Annotated in this window: 17 protein-coding genes; 15 read left to right on the top strand and 2 right to left on the bottom strand. The window is 63.4% G+C overall.

Annotated elements, in window-relative coordinates; all coding sequences use genetic code 11:
• The first annotated feature begins 269 nt into the window (after positions 1-269).
• Complete coding sequence (glpK, locus tag BM338_RS12560; protein WP_090451189.1) at positions 270-1,769, top strand: glycerol kinase GlpK; 1,500 nt, start codon at positions 270-272, stop codon at positions 1,767-1,769.
• A 57-nt stretch (positions 1,770-1,826) separates the two neighbouring features.
• Here glpK and BM338_RS12555 read toward each other — a convergent pair whose 3' ends face one another.
• Positions 1,827-2,762, bottom strand: a complete 936-nt coding sequence (locus BM338_RS12555) for a carbohydrate kinase family protein (RefSeq protein WP_090451188.1) — start codon at positions 2,760-2,762, stop codon at positions 1,827-1,829.
• A gap of 274 nt (positions 2,763-3,036) precedes the next feature.
• Here BM338_RS12555 and BM338_RS12550 point away from each other — a divergent pair, with 274 nt between their 5' ends.
• The 14 genes from BM338_RS12550 (at position 3,037) to BM338_RS12485 (ending at position 18,316) form a co-directional block, all read left to right on the top strand.
• Positions 3,037-4,083 (top strand): rod shape-determining protein, encoded by a 1,047-nt coding sequence (locus BM338_RS12550; protein ID WP_090451187.1) that lies wholly within the window; start codon positions 3,037-3,039, stop codon positions 4,081-4,083.
• A 19-nt stretch (positions 4,084-4,102) separates the two neighbouring features.
• Positions 4,103-5,098: a rod shape-determining protein MreC gene (mreC, locus tag BM338_RS12545; RefSeq protein WP_090451186.1), complete on the top strand. Its 996-nt coding sequence runs from the start codon at positions 4,103-4,105 to the stop codon at positions 5,096-5,098.
• Positions 5,095-5,580, top strand: a complete 486-nt coding sequence (gene mreD, locus BM338_RS12540; RefSeq protein ID WP_090451185.1) for a rod shape-determining protein MreD — start codon at positions 5,095-5,097, stop codon at positions 5,578-5,580. The genes mreC and mreD overlap by 4 nt, the downstream gene beginning before the upstream one ends.
• A 4-nt stretch (positions 5,581-5,584) precedes the next feature.
• The gene (mrdA, locus tag BM338_RS12535) at positions 5,585-7,591 is read left to right on the top strand and encodes a penicillin-binding protein 2 (RefSeq protein WP_090451184.1); all 2,007 of its coding nucleotides are present in this window, start codon (positions 5,585-5,587) and stop codon (positions 7,589-7,591) included.
• A complete protein-coding gene (gene rodA / locus BM338_RS12530) occupies positions 7,588-8,706 on the top strand; it encodes a rod shape-determining protein RodA (RefSeq protein WP_090451183.1) in 1,119 nt (372 codons plus the stop codon). The genes mrdA and rodA overlap by 4 nt, the downstream gene beginning before the upstream one ends.
• 116 nt (positions 8,707-8,822) lie before the next feature.
• Entirely contained in the window at positions 8,823-9,833 is a 1,011-nt protein-coding gene (gene mltB, locus BM338_RS12525; protein ID WP_090451182.1) for a lytic murein transglycosylase B, read from the top strand.
• Positions 9,830-10,786, top strand: a complete 957-nt coding sequence (locus BM338_RS12520) for a septal ring lytic transglycosylase RlpA family protein (protein ID WP_090451181.1) — start codon at positions 9,830-9,832, stop codon at positions 10,784-10,786. The genes mltB and BM338_RS12520 overlap by 4 nt, the downstream gene beginning before the upstream one ends.
• A 79-nt stretch (positions 10,787-10,865) precedes the next feature.
• Positions 10,866-12,101 (top strand): D-alanyl-D-alanine carboxypeptidase family protein, encoded by a 1,236-nt coding sequence (locus BM338_RS12515; protein ID WP_090451180.1) that lies wholly within the window; start codon positions 10,866-10,868, stop codon positions 12,099-12,101.
• Between the two features lie 14 nt (positions 12,102-12,115).
• Positions 12,116-12,406, top strand: coding sequence for a YbeD family protein (locus tag BM338_RS12510; protein ID WP_090451179.1), 291 nt, complete (start codon positions 12,116-12,118; stop codon positions 12,404-12,406).
• A 141-nt stretch (positions 12,407-12,547) separates the two neighbouring features.
• A complete protein-coding gene (gene lipB / locus BM338_RS12505; protein WP_090451178.1) occupies positions 12,548-13,216 on the top strand; it encodes a lipoyl(octanoyl) transferase LipB in 669 nt (222 codons plus the stop codon).
• A gap of 10 nt (positions 13,217-13,226) precedes the next feature.
• Complete coding sequence (gene lipA, locus BM338_RS12500) at positions 13,227-14,231, top strand: lipoyl synthase (RefSeq protein WP_090451177.1); 1,005 nt, start codon at positions 13,227-13,229, stop codon at positions 14,229-14,231.
• A 9-nt stretch (positions 14,232-14,240) separates the two neighbouring features.
• Positions 14,241-16,487, top strand: coding sequence for a carboxy terminal-processing peptidase (locus tag BM338_RS12495; protein ID WP_090451176.1), 2,247 nt, complete (start codon positions 14,241-14,243; stop codon positions 16,485-16,487).
• Between the two features lie 125 nt (positions 16,488-16,612).
• Entirely contained in the window at positions 16,613-17,575 is a 963-nt protein-coding gene (locus BM338_RS12490; RefSeq protein WP_177229324.1) for a glutathione S-transferase family protein, read from the top strand.
• A 96-nt stretch (positions 17,576-17,671) separates the two neighbouring features.
• The gene (locus BM338_RS12485) at positions 17,672-18,316 is read left to right on the top strand and encodes a DUF4126 domain-containing protein (protein WP_218156335.1); all 645 of its coding nucleotides are present in this window, start codon (positions 17,672-17,674) and stop codon (positions 18,314-18,316) included.
• Between the two features lie 3 nt (positions 18,317-18,319).
• Here BM338_RS12485 and BM338_RS12480 read toward each other — a convergent pair whose 3' ends face one another.
• On the bottom strand, positions 18,320-20,071 hold the full coding sequence (locus BM338_RS12480) for a M1 family metallopeptidase (RefSeq protein ID WP_090451174.1): 1,752 nt from the start codon (positions 20,069-20,071) through the stop codon (positions 18,320-18,322).
• Positions 20,072-20,162: the final 91 nt, after the last annotated feature.

Raw genomic sequence — 20,162 nt, 5'->3', positions numbered from 1 at the left:
CGCCGATGGTAGTGTGGCTTGCCATGCAAGAGTAGGTCACCGCCAGGGGCTTTATCCTAAAAACCCTCACCGTCTCCGGTGAGGGTTTTTTCTTGGGCGTTCTTTAACTACAACGGACGAGGCCGCTGGAATAGCTGCCACTAATGCCTCATCGAGAAACTTCGCTAACTCCAGCGAGTTTTTTGTTTTTGCGATGCTCGAAGCAACTTCGCAAGTCGCAACGCTTGCTACCCTTCGTTGTAAACCGGCTGGTTGGTGGAGGGTTTTTGGTGGAAAAGCGCTACATCCTTGCTCTTGACCAAGGAACGACGAGCTCCCGAGCGATCTTGTTCGATCACTCAGGCAGTATCGTCGGTATGGCGCAACGCGAGTTCGAGCAGATCTTCCCGCAGCCTGGTTGGGTCGAACATAACCCACGCGACATCCTGACCAGCGTCCTGGTGACAATCACCGAGCTGCTCGCCAACACCCAGGTTGATATCACCGATATCGCGGCCATCGGTATCACCAATCAGCGCGAAACCACCGTGGTGTGGGATCGCAAGACTGGGCAACCTATCCACAACGCCATTGTCTGGCAGTCGCGCCAGAGCATCGATATCTGTGAGCGACTGAAATCCGAAGGCTATGAGGACCTGATCAGAAGCAAGACAGGCCTGCTGATCGATGCCTACTTCTCCGCAACCAAACTGCGTTGGATTCTCGATCACGTTGACGGCGCCCAGCGACGTGCGGAACGTGGTGAGTTGTTATTTGGTACAGTCGACAGCTGGCTGATCTGGCATCTGAGTGGCGGCGCTGCTCACGTCACTGACGTCAGTAATGCCTCTCGTACGCTGCTTTACGACATTCATGCATGCCGATGGGATCCGCAGCTACTGGCGATGCTGGATATCCCTTCGGCGATGCTACCCGACGTGCGTAGTAGCAGCGAAATTTACGCACATACCTCGCCTGCAAATTTCTTTGGCCACAAAGTCCCGATCAGCGGCGTGGCCGGGGATCAGCAGGCCGCCCTATTTGGCCAGGCCTGCTTCAGCGCGGGGATGGCCAAGAACACCTATGGCACTGGCTGCTTCATGTTGATGCATACCGGTACACAGCCAGTGCGGTCTAGGCATGGCTTGCTGACCACCATCGCCTGGCAGATTGGGGATGAAGTGGAGTACGCGCTGGAGGGCAGCATCTTTGTCGCCGGCTCGGTGATCCAATGGCTGCGCGACGGCCTGCGCATGCTGGGCAAGGTCAGCGATTCCCAGGCCTACGCAGAACGGGTGGCTTCCAGCGAAGGCGTATACGTAGTGCCGGCATTTGTCGGCCTGGGCGCTCCCTATTGGCGCAGCGATGTGCGCGGTGCCGTGTTCGGTCTCTCTCGAGGCACACGCAAGGAGCATTTCGTGCGAGCGGCATTGGAGTCGATGGCTTATCAGGCTCGCGACGTCCTGACCGCGATGGAAGCGGAAGCCGGTATTGCGCTGAAAGAGCTCCGCGCGGATGGTGGCGCCATCGCCAATGATTTCATGGCCCAGTTCCAGAGCGACATGCTCGGTGTGCCAGTGTTGCGTCCGAGAATTCAGGAAACGACTGCGCTAGGAGCGGCTTATCTGGCGGGCCTGGCCGTGGGTTTCTGGGAGAGCAGAGAGGAGCTTGCCGCGCTGTGGCAAGTCGATCGCCGTTTCGAATCCCTCATGCCGGCAGAACGCCGCGAGCGTCTGTACCAAGGATGGAAGAATGCCGTACAGGCGACCATGGGCTTTCGCCCCGGCTGAAACGACGAAGCCCCGCACTGAGGCGGGGCTTCGCGCTATCCGGATTCGCAACTAGCCTCAGTCGATCGAATACCCGAACTGCTCGCCGAACTCCGCTGCGAACTGCGCGTAGTCGAAGCGCTGGTTCTGCGTGCCGGGGAACTCAACCTTGAGCGCACCCATCAGCGACGCCATGCGTCCGACGGTCGGCCAGTCTTTGCCGCGCATGATGCCGAAGATCAGGCCGGCGCGATAAGCATCGCCGCAACCCGTCGGATCAACCACCTTGCGCTCGCGCGCCGGCGGTATCTCGTGCGTGGTGCCTTCGGTGTAAATCAGCGAGCCGCGCGGGCCGAGCGTGACAATGTAAGCCTTCACGCGCTTGGCAATTTCCTCCGCGCTCCAGCCAGTGCGTGACTGCAACAGCTGCGACTCGTAGTCGTTGACGATCACATAGGTGGCCTTCTCGATCATGGCGCGGAACTCATCGCCACTAAACAGCGGCATCGCCTGGCCGGGATCGAAGATGAAGGGCACGCCACGCGCATGGAACTCGTCCACGTGCTGCAGCATCGCGTCGCGGCTATCCGGCGCAACGATGGCGAAGCTGATGCCGGGGATGTCCTTCACGTGATTCTCGTGTGCACTGGACATCGCGCCCGGATGGAAGGCGGTGATCTGGTTGTTGTCCAGATCCGTAGTGATGAAGCATTGCGGCGTGAACTGGTCACTGAACTCGCGCACGTAGTCGAGGCGAATGCCGAACTGCTCCATATGCGCACGATACGGGCCGAAGTCTTGGCCAACCGTGGCCACCGGCAGCGGATCCGCGCCAAGCAACTTCAGGTTGTAGGCGATGTTGCCGGCGCAACCACCAAACTCACGGCGCATCCGCGGCACCAGGAACGACACGTTCAGGATGTGCACCTGGTCGGGCAGGATGTGATTCTTGAACTGGTCCTGGAAGACCATGATGGTGTCGTAAGCCAACGAACCGCAAATGACGGCAGACATGGTGCGTGGGTGTCCCCAGGTGAGTGAACAGGCCGCCCGCAGGCGGTCGGACCAAAGGCCGGACCTATGGCCCTGACCAAAGCTGCCAATCTTACCGATATCCGTGTCTCTCGGCGACTTCTTGCGCAGCCGATGAGTTGAGTCCGAAGGTCGAAAGTACGCATATCATCCCGTCCTACAAGGCTTTCTTAACGAGAATATCCTTGCGCACAAGGGTTTAGCTCTTTAGACTGGCGCGCTCACTTTTTAATCATTGCCGGCGCGCGGCGGACCCATGTTCAAGAAGTTTCGCGGGATCTTTTCCAACGACATCTCCATCGACCTTGGCACGGCCAATACGCTCATTTACGTGCGTGGTCAGGGCATTGTCCTGAACGAGCCGTCGGTGGTGGCGATCCGTCAGGATCGTGGTCCGGGTGGCCCCCGTGCGGTTGCTGCGGTCGGCAGCGACGCCAAGAAGATGCTGGGACGAACCCCGGGCAACATTGCCACGGTGCGTCCGATGAAGGATGGCGTGATCGCCAACTTCTCGATGACCGAAGCGATGCTGCAGCACTTCATCAAGCAGGTGCACCGTTCGCGTCTACTGCGTCCGAGCCCCCGCGTGCTGGTTTGCGTGCCCTGCGGTTCCACCCAGGTGGAACGCCGCGCCATCAAGGAATCGGCCGAAGGCGCCGGTGCCCGCGACGTGTTCCTGATCGAGGAGCCGATGGCCGCAGCGATCGGCGCCGGCATTCCGGTGCACGAGGCGCGCGGTTCGATGGTCTTGGATATCGGCGGCGGTACCTCTGAGGTGGCCGTGATCTCGCTTAACGGCATCGTCTACTCGCAGTCGGTCCGCGTGGGTGGCGACCGCTTCGACGAGGCCATCATCAACTACGTGCGCCGCAATCACGGCACCCTGATCGGCGAATCGACCGCCGAGCGCATCAAGATGGAAATCGGCTGCGCCTTCCCACAGACCGACGTACGCGAGATCGAGATCTCCGGCCGCAACCTGGCCGAAGGCGTGCCACGCATGTTCACCATCAACTCCAACGAGGTGCTGGAAGCGCTGCACGAGCCGCTTTCCGGCATCGTGGCCGCGGTCAAGTCGGCGCTGGAGCAGACTCCGCCGGAGCTGTGCTCCGACGTGGCCGAGCGCGGCATCGTGCTGACCGGTGGCGGCGCGCTGCTGCGCGACCTGGATCGTCTGATCTCCGAGGAGACCGGCCTGCACGTGCAGGTGGCCGATGAGCCGCTGACTTGCGTGGCCCGTGGCGGCGGCAAGGCGCTTGAGCTGATCGACCAGCATGGCAGCGACTTCTTCGCGGCCGAATAAGTACTGACGGGGGCAGGGGATGGCACTCGCTCGCGAGGACTCCTCGCCCCTGTTTGCCGGCACCGCTGCCGGCACCCTGCGTCTTATCCTGTATCTCGCCCTGGCCATGGTGCTGATGGTGCTCGACCATCGCAATGGCTGGATGTGGCGCATGCGCTATGCGACATCGGTCATCGTCGAACCGGTCTACCGGCTCGCCGGCCTGCCTGCCGCCGGCATGCGCACCCTGAGCGTGGCCTTCGCCGACCGCAAATTGCTCACCGAGCAAAACCAGCGCCTGCGCGAAGACCTGCTGCTGGCAAACGCCAAGCTCAACCGCATGGCGGCCGTGGCCGAGCAGAACGAGCGACTAAAGGAGCTGCTGGCTACCCAGCACAGCCTGGAGCTCAACGTGCAACTCGCCCGTGTCATCGGCGTCGATCTCGGCGGCTCGCCGCATCGCCTGATGCTGAGCCTGGGCGCGCGCGACGGTGTGACCCAGGGGCAGGCCGTGATCGACGCGCACGGTCTAATGGGCCAAGTGATCGAAGTGCTGCCGACCACTTCGGTGGTGATGCTGGTGACCGACCCCAACCACGCCGTACCGGTGGTGGTGGAGCGCACCGGCCTGCGCACGGTGGCCTACGGTTCGCGCGACGGCGGCATGCTCAGCCTGCCCAATGTGCCGATGGCAGCTGACGTGCGCGCCGGTGACAAGCTGCTCACCTCCGGCTTGGGCGGCCGCTTCCCACCCGGTTTTCCGGTGGGCGAAGTGCGCTCGATCGGGCAATCGCCCTCCGGCCTGTTCCTCGAAGCGCATGCACGGCCCGCCGCCGATCTCGATCGCAGCGAGTATGTGCTGCTGTTGCACGATCAGCCTGAGCCCGCGGGTCCGCCTGCACCAGGCGCCCCCACGGGACCGCCAGCGGATATGGCACCCAGCCCGGCTGACGCGGTAACGCCAGCACAGGCGCCGTCGACGGCCGCTAAGCCAACGCCGGCCCCGGCCGCTTCCACGCCAGCGGTGCAGCCATGAACAAGCAACGCATAAGCCTGCTCTGGTTCATGGGCACGCTGGCCTTCGCGCTGCTGTCGATGTTGGTACCGTTGCCGGGGGTGCTGCAGCCGTTCAAGCCGTATTGGCCGGCGTTGTTCCTGCTGTACTGGTCGCTGGAATCCAGTGATCGCGTCACCTTGGGCCTGGCCTTCCTGATCGGCCTGTTCGCGGATCTGCTCGATGGCGTGTTGCTGGGCGAGCAGGCCCTGCGTCTATGCGCGCTGGTATTCATTGCGCTGCGCTTCCGCTCGCGGCTGCGCTTTTTCCCGATGTGGCAGCAGACACTGGCCGTGCTGGCTTTGCTATTGAATGATCGCGTGCTGCTGCTGATTGTGCGCACCTTCGCTGGCGAGCCGTTGCCGCCGGCTACCTGGTGGGTATCGCCTTTTGTCGGCGCGGCACTGTGGCCGTTCCTGTTCCTGCTCATGGACGATCTGCGCATGCGCTTGCGCCTGCAGTAGCGCCATGGCACTGCGACGGCGCTCCATCAAAGATACCCGCGGCGAAAGCGCACTGTTCCGGGTGCGTGCGCTGGTCGGTTTCGTGTTGATCCTGATGGGCCTGAGCGCCTTGGTCGCGCGCTATGTGTATCTGCAAGTGCAGCGCCACGACGAATTCGCGCTGCGATCGGAGAACAACCGCGTCAAACCGCGTGCGATCCCGCCGGCGCGCGGCCTGATCTTCGATCGCAACGGTGTACTGCTCGCCGACAACGTTCCCGCGTTCCGTCTGGAAGTGGTGCCCGAGCAGGTATCTGATTTGAAGGCGATGCTATCGGCGATCCGCGACGTGGTGCCGCTGGATGACGACGACATCGACGCGTTCAAGAAGCAGCTCCGGCAGAACCGCCGCTTCGACAGCGTGCCGCTGAAACTGCACCTCACCGAGGATGAGATCGCCCGCTTCGCCATCAACCGCTGGCGGTTCCCCGGGCTGGACGTCGTGCCCTACCTCACGCGGCGTTACCCCTACGGGCCGCTCTTCGCGCACGTGGTGGGCTATGTGGGACGCATCGATGCGGACGACCTGAATCGGCTCGATGCCGATCGCTACAAGGGCACCAGCCACGTGGGCCGTAGCGGTCTGGAGCGTTCTTACGAGGACATGCTGCACGGCGAGCCCGGCTACGAGCTGGTTGAAGTGAATGCGGACGGGCGCACCCAGCGCGTGCTGGAAACTCATCCGCCAAAGCCCGGCAAGAATCTCTACCTGAGCATCGATGCGCGCGTGCAAAAAGCGGCCACGGATGCCTTTGCTGGCCGGCCTGGCTCGGCGGTGGCGATCGATCCGCGCAATGGTCAGGTGATGGCCATGGTCAGCGTACCCAGCTTCGACCCGAATCTGTTCGTCAACGGCATCAGCCGCGCCGACTACACGACGTACACGACAGACACTGACAAACCGCTGCTCAACCGCGCGATGAAGAGTGCCTATCCACCGGGTTCGACAGTGAAGCCGTTCCTGGCGCTGGGTGGCCTGGAGTACGGCATCCGCCGTCCGGAGGACACCGTGCTCTCCACCGGCGAGTTCTGTATTCCTGGTCAACAGCGCTGTTATCGCGATGACACGCGTGGCGGCGACGGCACGGTGAATATGGTTCGGGCGATCCAGAAGTCCACCAATACCTACTTCTACAAGCTCGCGCTGGATATGGGCATCGATCGCCTAGCCAGCTGGATGGGCAGCCTGGGCTTTGGCAAGAAAACAGGCATCGATCTGCTGGGCGAAGCCGAAGGCATTTTGCCTTCGCGCGAATGGAAGGCCACGCGCAGCAAGTACGGCTGGTTTCCTGGCGAAACCATCATTGCGGGTATTGGTCAGGGCTACTGGAACGTCACCGCGCTACAGCTGGCCCATGCTACCGCCACGTTCGCCGGTCATGGCACGCCGTACGCACCACGGCTGGTGATGGCCACGGCTACTGTGAAGGAGCGTCCCATGCCGCTGCCCAATCCACCCAGCGGCCCCTCGTTGATCCATAAACCGAGCGACTGGAGCGTGGTGAACCAAGGAATGGAGGCCGTGATTACCGGCGGTACTGGCAAGGGTATTTTTACCGGCTTCCCCTACGTAGTCGCCGGCAAGAGCGGTACCGCCGAGCGCTTCTCCCGTCGCAGCAACGACTACGACAACAACAAAAACACGGCTTATCTGGCCACGCGTCACCGCGCCTGGTTCATCGCCTACACGCCCACTGAGGCGCCACGTATCGCTGTGGCGGCGATGCTGGAAGCGGGTGCCTGGGGTGCGCAGGATGCCGGTCCCATCGTGCGCAAGGTCATGGAAGCCTGGATCGCAACACAAGGTGGCGCCGTGCCCGCAAGAAACGCTCCCGAAACGGTCCCCACAACAGTGCCCAACGCGCCGGAAGAGCCAGAGGATGCGCCGGTGGCTACCCCCGCTGACATGCCCGCCGCGCTGCCATCTGACAGCTCCAGTGCGCCGCCGCCGGACGACGGAGGCAACCCATGATCGACGTACTCCAACTGCGCATGCAGCGCTTCCTGCGCCGCGTCATCACGCGCCCACGGATCGACCTGCCCCTGGCTTTCGGGCTGCTGGTGCTTGCGACCTGCGGCCTGATGACGCTGTACAGCGCCAGTGGCGGCAGCATGTCGATGATCGTCAGCCAGGCCAGCCGCTTCGTGATGGGCGGCATGCTGTTGCTGTTGATCTCGCGTATTCCACCTTCCGTGCTGCGCAGCTGGACGCCATGGCTGTACGCGGGCAGCGTTGCGCTACTGCTGGTAGTGGCGGCGCTCGGTCAGGTGCGCAGCGGCTCCAAGCGCTGGCTGGACCTGGGCGTGCTGTCGTTCCAGCCGTCCGAATTGCTCAAGCTCACCGTGCCGATGATGGTGGCGTGGTATCTGCATCCGCGTCAGTTGCCGCCCAGTTGGAAGGACATCATCGTGGTAGGCATCCTGATCGCCATCCCCGCCGGTCTGATCGCCGAGCAGCCCGATCTGGGCACGGCGCTGCTGGTGTCGGCGGCCGGCGCCTTTGCGCTGTTCCTGTCGGGCATGGCGTGGTGGAAGATCGGCAGCCTGCTGGCCGCGGTCGGCGGCATGATCCCGGTGGCCTGGCATTTCCTGCACGAATACCAGCGCAATCGCGTACGCACCCTGCTCGATCCGGAGTCCGATCCGCTCGGCAACGGCTGGCACATCATCCAGTCGCAGATCGCGGTGGGTTCCGGCGGCAGCTTCGGCAAGGGGTGGCAGCACGGCACGCAGTCGCGGCTGGATTTCCTGCCTGAGCACACCACTGACTTCATCTTCGCCGTGTTCTCCGAAGAGTTCGGCCTGGTCGGCGTAATCGCTTTGATGGTGCTCTACGCCTTCATCATCGGCCGCTGCCTGTGGATCGCGATGGAAGCGCGCGATACCTACTCGCGGCTGCTCGCCGGCGCCATCGGCATGAGCTTCTTCGTGTACGTGTTCGTCAACGGCGGCATGGTCGCGGGCATGCTGCCGGTGGTGGGTGTGCCGATGCCGCTGGTGAGCTATGGCGGCACCTCGGCGGTATCGCTGCTCACCGGCTTCGGCGTGCTGATGGCGATCCACGCCAACCGCAAGATGCACGACTGAACGTCCGCACAGCGGACGCTCGCGCCCGCCGTATCCGTGCCCGCGCTTTGCCCGAGATTGCGCTGCTGTGCGTGATAGGCTTTGCGCGGATGATGTTCACATCAGCGAAGTAGCACATGACTCTTATCGCAACGAAGCGCCCCTCCTATCTGTTTGCCGCCCTTGGCCTCTGGCTAGCCACGGCGCTCTCACCGGCCATCGCCGAAACACACCCGGGGCAGGACCAGCTGGTTCGCGAAGTCGCCAAGGAAACCGGCAAAAATCCGCAGACTCTCAACGCACTGCTCGATGGTGCCAAGAAACAGCAGAGCATCCTCGATGCCATCAGCCGTCCGGCCGAAGGCAAGGCGTGGAAGGACTACCGCCCGATCTTCATCACCGACAAACGCATCAATGACGGCATCGCCTTCTATCGCGAACACCGTGATCTGGTGGAGCGTGTCGGACGCCAGTACGGTGTGGCGCCGGAGTACATCGTGGCGATCGTCGGCGTCGAAACCTTTTACGGGCGCAACACCGGCAAGTACAAGGTGCTCGATGCGTTGGTAACGCTCGGTCTGTACTACCCGCCGCGCGCGACGTTCTTTCGTGAGCAGCTCAAAGTGTTGTTGAGTCTGCCTGATACACAATTGGGTGGGCCGCTCGACACGCTCGTTGGTTCCTACGCAGGCGCGCAGGGCTGGGGGCAGTTCATGCCGTCGAGCATCCGCGACTTCGGCGTGGACCAGGACGGCGACGGCCATATTGATTTGCACGACTCGCTGCCCGACATCCTCGGCAGCGTGGCCAACTATTTCGCCAAGCACGGCTGGGTTACCGGTGCGCCAGTGGTGGCACGCGCGCAGCCGGATGCCGCAGCACGGCCGATCTCGGTGAAAGACTCCAAGCCACAGTGGCCGATGGAGCAGTTGATGGCCTGGGGTTACGCGCCGTTGCAAGCCATGGACCCTGGTTTGCCGAGCAGCTTGCAGACGCTGGAAGGGCCGAATGGGCCGGAATACTGGTTCACCTTCCAGAACTTCTACGTCATCACCCGCTACAACCGCAGCCCGCTATATGCGCTGGCGGTACACCAGCTTGCGCAAGCGATTGCCGCCGGGGTGCGGGAGCAAGAGGCCAACCGATGAGGCCAGCCCTTGCGCTGCCGCTGCTGGCCATAGCCACCCTGGCGCTGGCCGGTTGCAGCGGCAGCAAGCCGCGGCCGGCCAAGGGTGGTGTTTACAATGGGCGTGGCTCTTCGCAGCAAGGTGGCGGCTACTCGGGCAGCGCTGGAAGCAGCAACGGCAGTGCGCGCGGTGGCATCTATGACGACGTCTCCAAGTCGCAGGGCAGCCGCTATCGCGACAACGACGACAGCGTGCCCTCCGGCCCGCCGCCGGATATCAGCAAGCTGGTGGAGCCGGTGCCCAAGACGGAGTCGCGCTCGCTGTACGGCAACAAGTCGCCCTATAGCGTGCTGGGCCAGTCGTATCGTGTACTGCCCAGCGCCAGCGGCTACGTGGAGCGCGGCATTGCTTCGTTCTACGGCAACAAGTTCCACGGGTACAAGACCTCGAGCCTCGAGGAATACGACATGTACCAGTTCTCCGCCGCGCACAAGACACTGCCGCTACCCAGCTATGCGCGCGTGACCAATCTCGACAACGGCAAGAGCGTGATCGTGCGCATCAACGATCGCGGGCCCTTCCACGAAAACCGCCTGATCGACCTGTCCTACGCCGCCGCGGTGAAGATCGGTGTATGGCCCAAGGGCACGGGTCTGGTCGAAGTGCGCGCCATTACCCCCGGCGAGCCGCTGCAGGATTTGCCGCCGCCCCCGCCACCAGTGGTTGCCGGTGCTGCCAAGCCCGGTATCTACCTGCAAGTGGGCGCGTTCGCAGACAACGCCAACGCCGAGCGGGTGGCACAACAGTTGCGCTCCGCGAATTTCGCGCCGGTACAGGTGGTGGATGCCCAAATCAACGGCCGCAGCGTGCGCCGGGTGCGGGTCGGGCCCCTGTCTGACGTGGACCGCGCCGACGACGTCACCACCAAGATCGAAAGCATGGGGCTGCCACGGCCGCAGGTCGCGGTAGACTGACGTCTTCCCTTTGCTTTACCAGCCCTTGCCACACCGGCGCTCCGGCGCCAGCCATATCGAAACCGGATTGAAGAGAACGATGAGCCTACTCCGCCGCACCCTGTCCTCGCTTGCCGTCGCCGCCCTGGTGATCGGTACCGCCGTCGCCCAGCAGACCCCGCCCAAGCCCGCGCCGGTGCCGCGTCCGGTGATGCCCGAGGCGCCGGTGCCGCCGCCGCCGGATGTGGACGGCAAGAGCTGGGTGCTGATGGATTACGCCACCGGCCAGATCCTCGCTTCCAAGGATCCTGATGTACGTGTCGAGCCCGCCTCGATCACCAAGGTGATGACTGACTACGTGGTCTCCGCCGAGGTCGCCAACGGCAAGATCCACATGGCCGACCCGGTCACCATCAGCGAGAACGCCTGGCGCGGCGGCGGTGCAGCCACCGACGGTTCCACCAGCTTCCTCAAGCTCAACAGCCAGGTACCGCTCAAGGACCTGCTGTACGGCATGATCATCCAATCAGGTAACGATGCCGCCATCGCCCTGGCCGAACACACCGCCGGCTCCGAGCCCGCGTTCGCCAATCTGATGAACGCCTATGCCAAGCAGTTGGGCATGGTGAATTCCAACTTCCAGAACGCTTCGGGCTACCCGATCGCCAATCACTACACGACGGCGCGCGATATCGCTTTGCTGTCGCGCGCGCTGATCCACGATTTCCCCGAGGACTATGCGATCTCGGCGATCAAGGACTTCGAGTGGAATGGCATCAAGCAGCACAACCGCAACCTGCTGCTGTGGCGCGACCAGACCGTTGACGGCATCAAGACGGGCCACACCGCCGCCGCCGGCTACTGCCTGGCCGCCTCGGCCAAGCAGGGCGACTCCCGCATGATCGCCATCGTGATGGGTGCCAGCAGCGAAAAGGCGCGCGCCGACTCGGCGCTGGCGCTGATGAACTACGGTTTCCGTTTCTATGAGACCCACAAGCTGTATGACGCCAACAAGCCGCTGGCCACGCCGCGCTTGTGGAAGGGCAAGGAGAACCAGCTGCCGCTGGGCGTGAGCGAGGACGTGCTGGTCACCGTCAAGCGTGGCGACTACGACAAGCTCAAGGCCACCATGGACGTTCCGGCCACGCTGATCGCACCGTTCACCAAGGGCCAGCAGGTTGGCACCCTGCGCGTCACATTGGACGGCCAGCCCGTGCAGAACCTGCCGCTGGTGGCGCTGAACGACGCGCCGCAAGGCGGCTTCTTCGCGCGCCTGTGGGACAGCATCATGCTGTGGTTCCACAGCGACAAGAAGCCCGACGAAGCGAAGAATTGAGCTGAGGTGCCGCGATGAAAGACATCGATTCGATCCAGGCGCAGCAAGAAGGCCAGGGTTTCCAGTTTCCTGGGGAATTCGAAATCACCGTCATGGGCAACGCCAGCGTGGACCTGCCCAAGCACGTGCCGCAGATCCTCGAGGGCATCGGCTTGCACGTGCTGCACGAAACGGTGAAGCATCGCCACTCCCGCGAGGGCAAGTTTCTCTCGGTGACGGTGAGCTTCCGCTGCGATAGCCGCGAGCAATACGACCTCGCGCACAGCACGCTGCGGGCCGATCCGGATATCCGCTACACGTTGTGACCCGGCCGCAACGGGAGTGAAACAGGCAAGGAGCCGGGATTCGACCTCAGGGTCGCCCGGCTCTTCGCCGTTCTGGCCCTTGCAAGCCCTCATGCCCGGCCGCAGATTGGCCAGACTCTTCCACTCCAGACGCTGTTACCCATGTCTCTCCCGTTGAAGATCCGCCGCCTCGGCCGCCAGCCCTACGAGGTGACCTGGAAGGCGATGAGCGCGTTCACCGACGCGCGTGGCCCGGATACCCCCGATGAGCTATGGCTGCTGGAACACGACCCTGTATTCACCCTGGGCCAGGCCGGCAAGATGGAGCACGTGCTGACGCCGGGCGATATCCCCGTGGTGCCGGTGGATCGCGGCGGGCAGGTGACCTATCACGGCCCCGGCCAGATCGTGGGCTACCCGTTGATCGACCTGCGCCGCGCCGGCGTGGGCGTGCGCGAACTGGTCAACAAGATCGAGCAGGCCATCATTGATACGCTGGCGCACTGGAACATCGGCGCCGAGCGGATGGATGGCGCCCCGGGCGTGTATGTCGCCGGGGCCAAGGTGGCCGCGCTGGGCCTGCGCGTACGTCGCGGCTGCAGCTTCCACGGCCTGGCCTTCAATGTGGACATGGACCTGGAGCCCTACCACCGCATCAACCCCTGTGGCTACAAGGGTTTGGCGGTCACCCAGGTGTTAGACTTGGGCGGTCCGTCGCGGCTGGCGGATGTGGAAGACACGCTGGTGGAGGAATTCTGCCGCCAGTTTGGCTTTGTCGCCGAGCCTGCCGCTCCCGTTATCCCCGAACTACCCGCTCGCGTAGCGGTCTGAGCTTGCCTACATGAGCGAAATCTCCTCTTCCAAGGCCATTCCGATCAGCGTCGTCTCCGGTACGCCGGCGGTCGACAAGCAGCTCGGCAATGACAAGATCGCCCTGAATCGCGCCGGCTTCGATGCCGCTGTGCCGGTGCTGCGCAAGCCGAGCTGGATCCGCGTGCGACTGCCGCAAGGCAATGCCGTGCAGCAGCTGAAGGCGCGCCTGCGCGAGAACGCGTTGGTCACGGTGTGCGAGGAAGCCTCGTGCCCGAACATCCATGAGTGCTTCAGCAAGGGCACCGCCACCTTCATGATCCTCGGTGAGGTGTGCACGCGTCGCTGCTCGTTCTGCGACGTCGCGCATGGCCGCCCGGCCGCGCCCGATCCGCTGGAGCCGGCACGCCTGGCCGAGACCATCCGTGACATGCGCCTGCGCTACGTGGTGATCACCTCGGTGGATCGCGACGACCTGCGTGACGGCGGCGCCGAGCATTTCGCCTCGTGTATCCGCGCGGTGCGCCATGCCAGTCCGAACATCAAGATCGAGATCCTCACGCCCGACTTCCGCGGCAAGGGCCGCATGGAGCGCGCACTGGAAGTGTTGAAGGATTTCCCGCCGGACGTCTTCAACCACAATCTCGAAACCGTGCCGCACCTGTATCGCGAAGTGCGCCCGGGTGCTGATTACCAGTGGTCGCTGGATCTGCTCAAGCGCTTCAAGGCGCAGCATCCGGAAGTGCCGACCAAGTCCGGCATCATGCTGGGCCTGGGCGAGACCATGGAGCAGGTGCTGGAAACCATGCGTGATCTGCGCGCGCACGACGTCGACATGATTACCATCGGCCAGTACCTGCAGCCCACGCCGCATCATCACCCCGTGGTGCGCTACTGGACGCCGGAAGAATTTGAAGCGCTGCGCGAAGCCGGCGAGGCGATGGGCTTTGGCCACGTCGCCTCCGGTCCGCTGGTGCGTTCGTCCTATCACGCCGACCTGCAGGCTCACGCTGCGGGCGTCACTGAGCACGCCTAAAGAGAACTTATGAAACTGCGTCCCTCGCTCGCTCTGCTGCTTGCTTTCACCCTGACCGGTGCGTACGCGCAATCGGCCGCCGATCTCGGCGCCGGCAACACGGGCCGCAAGGCATCGTCGTTGCCGCTGACCGCCACTACCACGCAGGCGCAGGCGGCGCAGCTCTCGGCGCGCTTCCTCACCCGCTTCCATTACGAGTCGCAGCCGCTCGACGACGCGATGTCGGCCAAGATCTACAAGGCCTACTTCGACGCACTCGACGGCGAGAAGGTGTTCTTCACCCAGTCCGACATGGCCAAGTTCGCGCCGCTGAAAACGCAGTTCGACGACGCGATCTGGAACCAGGACCTGTCCGGTCCGTTCTCCGTGTTCAACCTCTACGTGCAGCGCGCGGTCGACCGCATGAGCTACGCGCGTGAGCTGCTGAAGAAGGGCTTCGACTTCTCCAGCAACGAGAGCTACACCTACGATCGCAAGAAAGCCGACTGGCCGAAGGACCAGGCCGAGCTCGACACGCTGTGGCGCCAGCGCACCATGAACGACTGGCTGCGTCTCAAGCTCGCCGGCAAGCCCGACGACGAAATTCGCAAGACGCTCGACAAGCGCTACGCCGGCTACATCGAGCGTGTGCGTCAGCTTGATGGCGAGGACGCATTCCAGAGCTTCATGAATGCCTATGCCGAATCCACCGACCCGCATACCGACTACCTCGGTCCACGCGCGGCGGAGAACTTCGACATCTCCATGAAGCTGTCGCTGGAAGGTATCGGCGCGGTGCTGCAGGCGCGCGATGAATACACCCAGATCCGCGAAGTGGTGCCGGCTGGTCCGGCCGCCAAGTCGGGCAAGGTCCACGTGGGCGATCGCATCGTCGCGATTGGCCAGGGCTCAGATGGCCCGATGGTCGACGTGATCGGCTGGCGCCTCGACGATGTGGTCAACCGCATCCGCGGCAAGAAGGACACCACCGTCCGCCTGGAAATCCTGCCCGCCGACGCAGGTCTCGACGGCAAGCACGAAGTGATCTCGCTGGTACGCCAGAAGGTGAGCATCGAAGAGCAGGCCGCCAAGAAGAAGATCATCGAGATCAAGGACGGCAACGTCAGCCGTAAGATCGGCGTGATTGATCTGCCCACCTTCTATTCCGACTTCGGTGCGCGCCGCGAAGGCGACAAGAACTTCAAGAGCGCTACCCGCGACGTCGCCAAGCTGCTCGGGGAGCTGAAGGCTGCCGGCGTGGAAGGCGTGGTGATGGATCTGCGTAACAACGGCGGCGGTTCGCTGACCGAAGCCAACGAACTCACCGGCCTGTTTATCGACAAGGGTCCGGTGGTGCAGGTGCGCGATGCGCGCGGTGGCGTGGAAGTGCAGGGTGATGACGATCCGGGCATGGCTTGGAGCGGTCCGATGGCCGTGCTGGTCAATCGCGGCTCGGCCTCGGCTTCGGAGATTTTCGCAGCGGCCATTCAGGACTACGGCCGCGGCCTGATCGTCGGCCAACCCACTTTCGGCAAGGGCACGGTGCAGAACCTGGTTGACCTCGACCGTTTCAACAGTCGCGCCAGCAAAGAAAAGCCGCAGCTGGGCGAGTTGAAGATGACCATCGCCGAGTTCTTCCGCATCAACGGCGGCTCCACCCAGCTCAAGGGTGTAACGCCCGACATCAACTTCCCCAAGAACGGCGACGAGAAGGATTTCGGCGAGTCGACCTACGACAACGCGCTGCCGTGGACGCAGATCGCGCCGGCGCCGGAATACAAGCCGGTCGCCGACCTCAAGGCCTATCTGGGTCAGCTGCAAGGCAAGCACGATGCGCGCGCCGCCAAGTCGCCGTCGTGGAAGCTGATGCTCGACGAGCTGGCGCAGTACCGCAAAATGCGCGACAAGACCGCGGTCTCGCTCAACTTCGCGCAGCGCCAGGCCGAGCGTAAGGAACAGGACGCCATCCAGGCCGACTTCCGCGCGCGTCACAAGACGATCGATGGCAACCTGGCCGATGACGACAAGGACAACCTCGACGACGGCCTCAACCCGAACGAGCGCAGCCTGAAGTCCGAGCTGAAACAGGAGAAGGACGCCAAGAAGGCGGCCGATCCGCAGCTCGAGGAAACCGCGCACATCCTGTTCGACGCGGTGGGCCTGATCAAGGGCGACGCCAAGCTAGCGTCGGAAGTGCTGCCGTATGGTGGCCGTTTCTCGGCCAATGCCACGGCAGCGACGACGCCGGAGCAACCGTCGAGTCCGGGCGCACACTGACCGGCGCGAATGGGAAAAAAAGCGGCGCACATGCGCCGCTTTTTTTTATGCGCGGCGCCACGGCCTCTCCTTGCGCAAGCGCGACAACATCCCCATCCCTACAGAATCACGCACGGGAGTGGGACATGATCGAGCTATACAAGCTGCACTGGTCGCACTACGTGGAGAAGGTGCGCTGGGCGCTGGATTTCAAACGGCTGCCCTGGCACGGCATCGACATCGTCGCCTTCACCAAGAAGGAAATGCAGCGTTTCGATTGCCCGCAGACGGTGCCGCTGATCCACGACACCGCCACCGGCGTGGCGATCAGCGACTCGTCACCGATCATCCGCTATCTGGACGAAACCTATCCCGGGCAACCGTTGTTTCCGTCCGACCCGGCAGAGCGTGAGCAGGTATGGCAATGGATGCTCCGGCTCGATTCCACCCTCGGCCTCTACGCGCGCCGGCTCGGCTACACCCAGGTCATCATGGAGTGTCCGCAGACGCTGGCGCAGTTGTTCATGCCGCACGTATGCGGCGGCTTGTTCACGCGCCGAGGCTGGCGCCGTCTGGCCGCGCCGGTGCTGGGCATGATGTTGACGCTGCGCTTCCATTTCCATCGCAACCGGCAGGATGGGGTGTACGAAGCGTTGGAAGCATTGCTACTTCCCATCGCGAAGACACTGGAGCAACGCCCTTACCTGGTAGGCGAGCAGTTCACTGCCGCGGACCTGACGCTGGCTTCGCTATTGCGGCCGCTGCGCATCGTTCCGCATTTCAGTCACCACCCCGCATTGCAGTCGCTGTTCGTATGGCAGGAGCAGCTGTTCCGTGAACATGGGCGTGATGCCACCTTCCCTTACGAGGATGCAATCCGCGCACAACGGCAACGTCGTGGGACGATGCGTGGCCTGGTGCGCTGGATGAAGGCGGATCGCGGCGTATACGAAGGTCAGGCGGACGATACCCTGCAGGCGGCGAAGAACGATATCCACCCGGTGAGCAGCTGGACTCTGGTGTCGGGTTTACCGGCCTATCTCAAGTTGCGCTGGTTCAGCGGGATCGCCTGGACGCCTTACGTACCAGCCGCGTATAGCGCTGCATAAAGCGACGCAGAGCGGGGTGATCCGTCCTCCCTCCATGGACTTGCCGGCCAACTAAGCGTACATAAGCGCTGCCGCTTCCCATCGCCGAGAACCGCCATGGACATGCTGTCGAACGTCGCGCTCGCCGGTGGCCTGGCCTGGGCCAGCGGTATCCGCCTCTACGCTACCGTCTTCGTCGCCGGCTTGCTGGGGCGCTTGGGCGTGGTGCACCTGCCATCGGGGCTGGACATACTCACTGACAACTGGATGCTCGGCGTATCGGGCGTGCTGATGGTGGGCGAATTCCTGGCCGACAAGGTGCCCGCCTTCGATAGCATCTGGGATGCCATCCACACCTTCATTCGCATCCCGGCCGGCACCTTGCTGGCGTGGGGTGTGTTCAAGGACTCCACGCCTGCGATGCAGACCGCAGCGGCACTGTTGGGCGGCGCGCTGGTGTCCGGCACGCACCTGGCCAAATCCGGTGGCCGTGCCCTGATCAACACTTCGCCCGAGCCCTTCAGCAACTGGGGGGCCAGCGTGGGCGAGGACATCTCGTGGATGGGGATTCTCTACCTGATGTGGCAGCACCCGCTGGTGCTGCTGATAGCGCTGGGGATCTTCATCCTGCTGCTGCTGTGGTTGCTGCCGAAGATCCTGCGCGGTCTGCGTGCGCTGTGGCGTACCGTGCAACGCTTCCGCGGCGCACTGGGCGGCGACACGACGGAAGAGCGTCTGCCGCCGCCACAGTCGTTGCGCTAAATCTTACTTCGCCGCCTTCGCTTTCTTGGCGGCCTGTTCCTTCTTCCACTGCTGGAATTCCGCCATGTGCGGCAGATCCCGCAGCACCTTGCTGCGCGGGTCGATGATCACCAGCGCACCCGCTGGCGCATCGAGATGGCCTTCGCCGTTGGTCATCGGCACGGTGTGCAAGGTCTCGCCCACCTGCACCTCGATCGGCATCGGGAACGGCTTGTTCTGCGGCACTTCCCAGCGCAGGTTGAGCACATTGCCCTCGTGCTTCATATCCAGCTTGGGCAGCGCAGCCTGATACAGATAGACGTCGAAGAACCAGCCCAGGTCCTTGCCGGTCACCTGATGCACGATGTCGATATAGTCCTTGGTCGTCGCGTAGTGCGGCGCGAAGTTGCCCGGCTTCGGGTCGGGACGGCCATACACCAGACGGCGCACCGTCTCGAAGAACGCCTTGTCGCCGATCATCTGCCGCAACGTGTGCAGCATCAGCGAGCCCTTGTAATAGATGTCGTTGGCGGGGCCGTGATCGGCGTCGTACACCTCATGCTCGAACTGGCTGCGGCCGGCAACGATGGGATAGGCGTCCTTCACCATGCTGCGCTCGTTCTGCAGCATGGAGAAATACGGCATGTCGCCATAAAGATACTGGCCATACAGCGGCTGCATGTAGGTGCCGAAGCCCTCATGGATCCACATGTCGTCCCAGTCGGTGTTGGTCACTTGGTTGCCGAACCACTCGTGCGAGAACTCATGCTGCAGCAACCAGTCGAAGCCGTACTCGCTGCGCGGGTAGCCGTTGCCATAGGCATTGATGGTCTGGTGTTCCATGCCCAGGTGCGGCGTTTCCACCACACCCATCTTCTCGTCGCCGAACGGGTAGGGACCGATCTGCTCTTCGAAGAAATCCAGCATGCGCGGGAATTCGCCGAACAACTGCTTCGCCTGCGCCTCGTGGCCGCGCAGATACCACATCTGCATCGGAATCGTGTTGCCGTAGCGGCTGTGGTAATCGCCCTTCAATACGTCGAACGGACCGATGTTGAGCGAGATGGCGTAAGTGGTCGGATGCTTGGCGCGCCAGTGATACGTGTGGTTCTCGCCCTCGTCCTTGATATCCACCAGCACGCCGTTGCCCGGCGCAGCCAGCGTCTTCGGCACGGTGATATAGGTATCCACCAGATCCGGTTTGCCCTGTGGATGGTCGATGCACGGCCAGAACAGATCGCAGCCTTCGCCCTCCACTGCGGTGGCGATCCACGGCTGCCCATCCTCGGTCTTCGCCCATACGAAGCCGCCATCCCACGGGGCGCGTTGCGCCACATGCGGCTTACCGCCGTAATGGATCTCCACCACCGCCTTGCTGCCCTTCGCCAAGGGCGCCGGCAGCTGGATGCGCAGACGGCCGTCCGGGTTGCTCCACGTGCTGGCGGCGAGCGGTTTGCCATCGAGGCTGATGTCGCTGATGGCCAGGTTATGGTCCAGGTCCAGCACCAACGCATCAGTCGCTTCGCGTGCCGTGAAGGTGAGCCGCGCGGTGGCATCCAGGGTCTGCTTGGCGATATCCGGCGTGAAATGCAATTCCGCATGGTCGAAATTCACCCGTCGCTGCTCCGCCGGCATCACGCCGCCCGAGCGCTGCGTCAGCTCGCTGATCGGCGGTTGAGCAAGTGGCTTGGCCGGCGTGTCCGCGGCGAACGCGGCGCTGGTGCCCAGCAGAGCGGCAAGACCAAGGGTGAGCAGGCGAGGGCGGAGGATCGTCATGGGCGGGTTCCGGGGAGCGAAGCCCATAGAATGGCAGCGCAACGCAGCGCGCAACATCGCCGAAGGTCATGCCGGCTCGATCGGAGGCATG

The organism is Dyella sp. OK004 (assembly GCF_900114495.1).
In the GTDB taxonomy this organism is placed as follows: Bacteria; Pseudomonadota; Gammaproteobacteria; order Xanthomonadales; family Rhodanobacteraceae; genus Dyella_D.
Note: the sequence above shows the minus strand (reverse complement) of the source record. Positions and strands in the feature narration are given on the sequence as shown.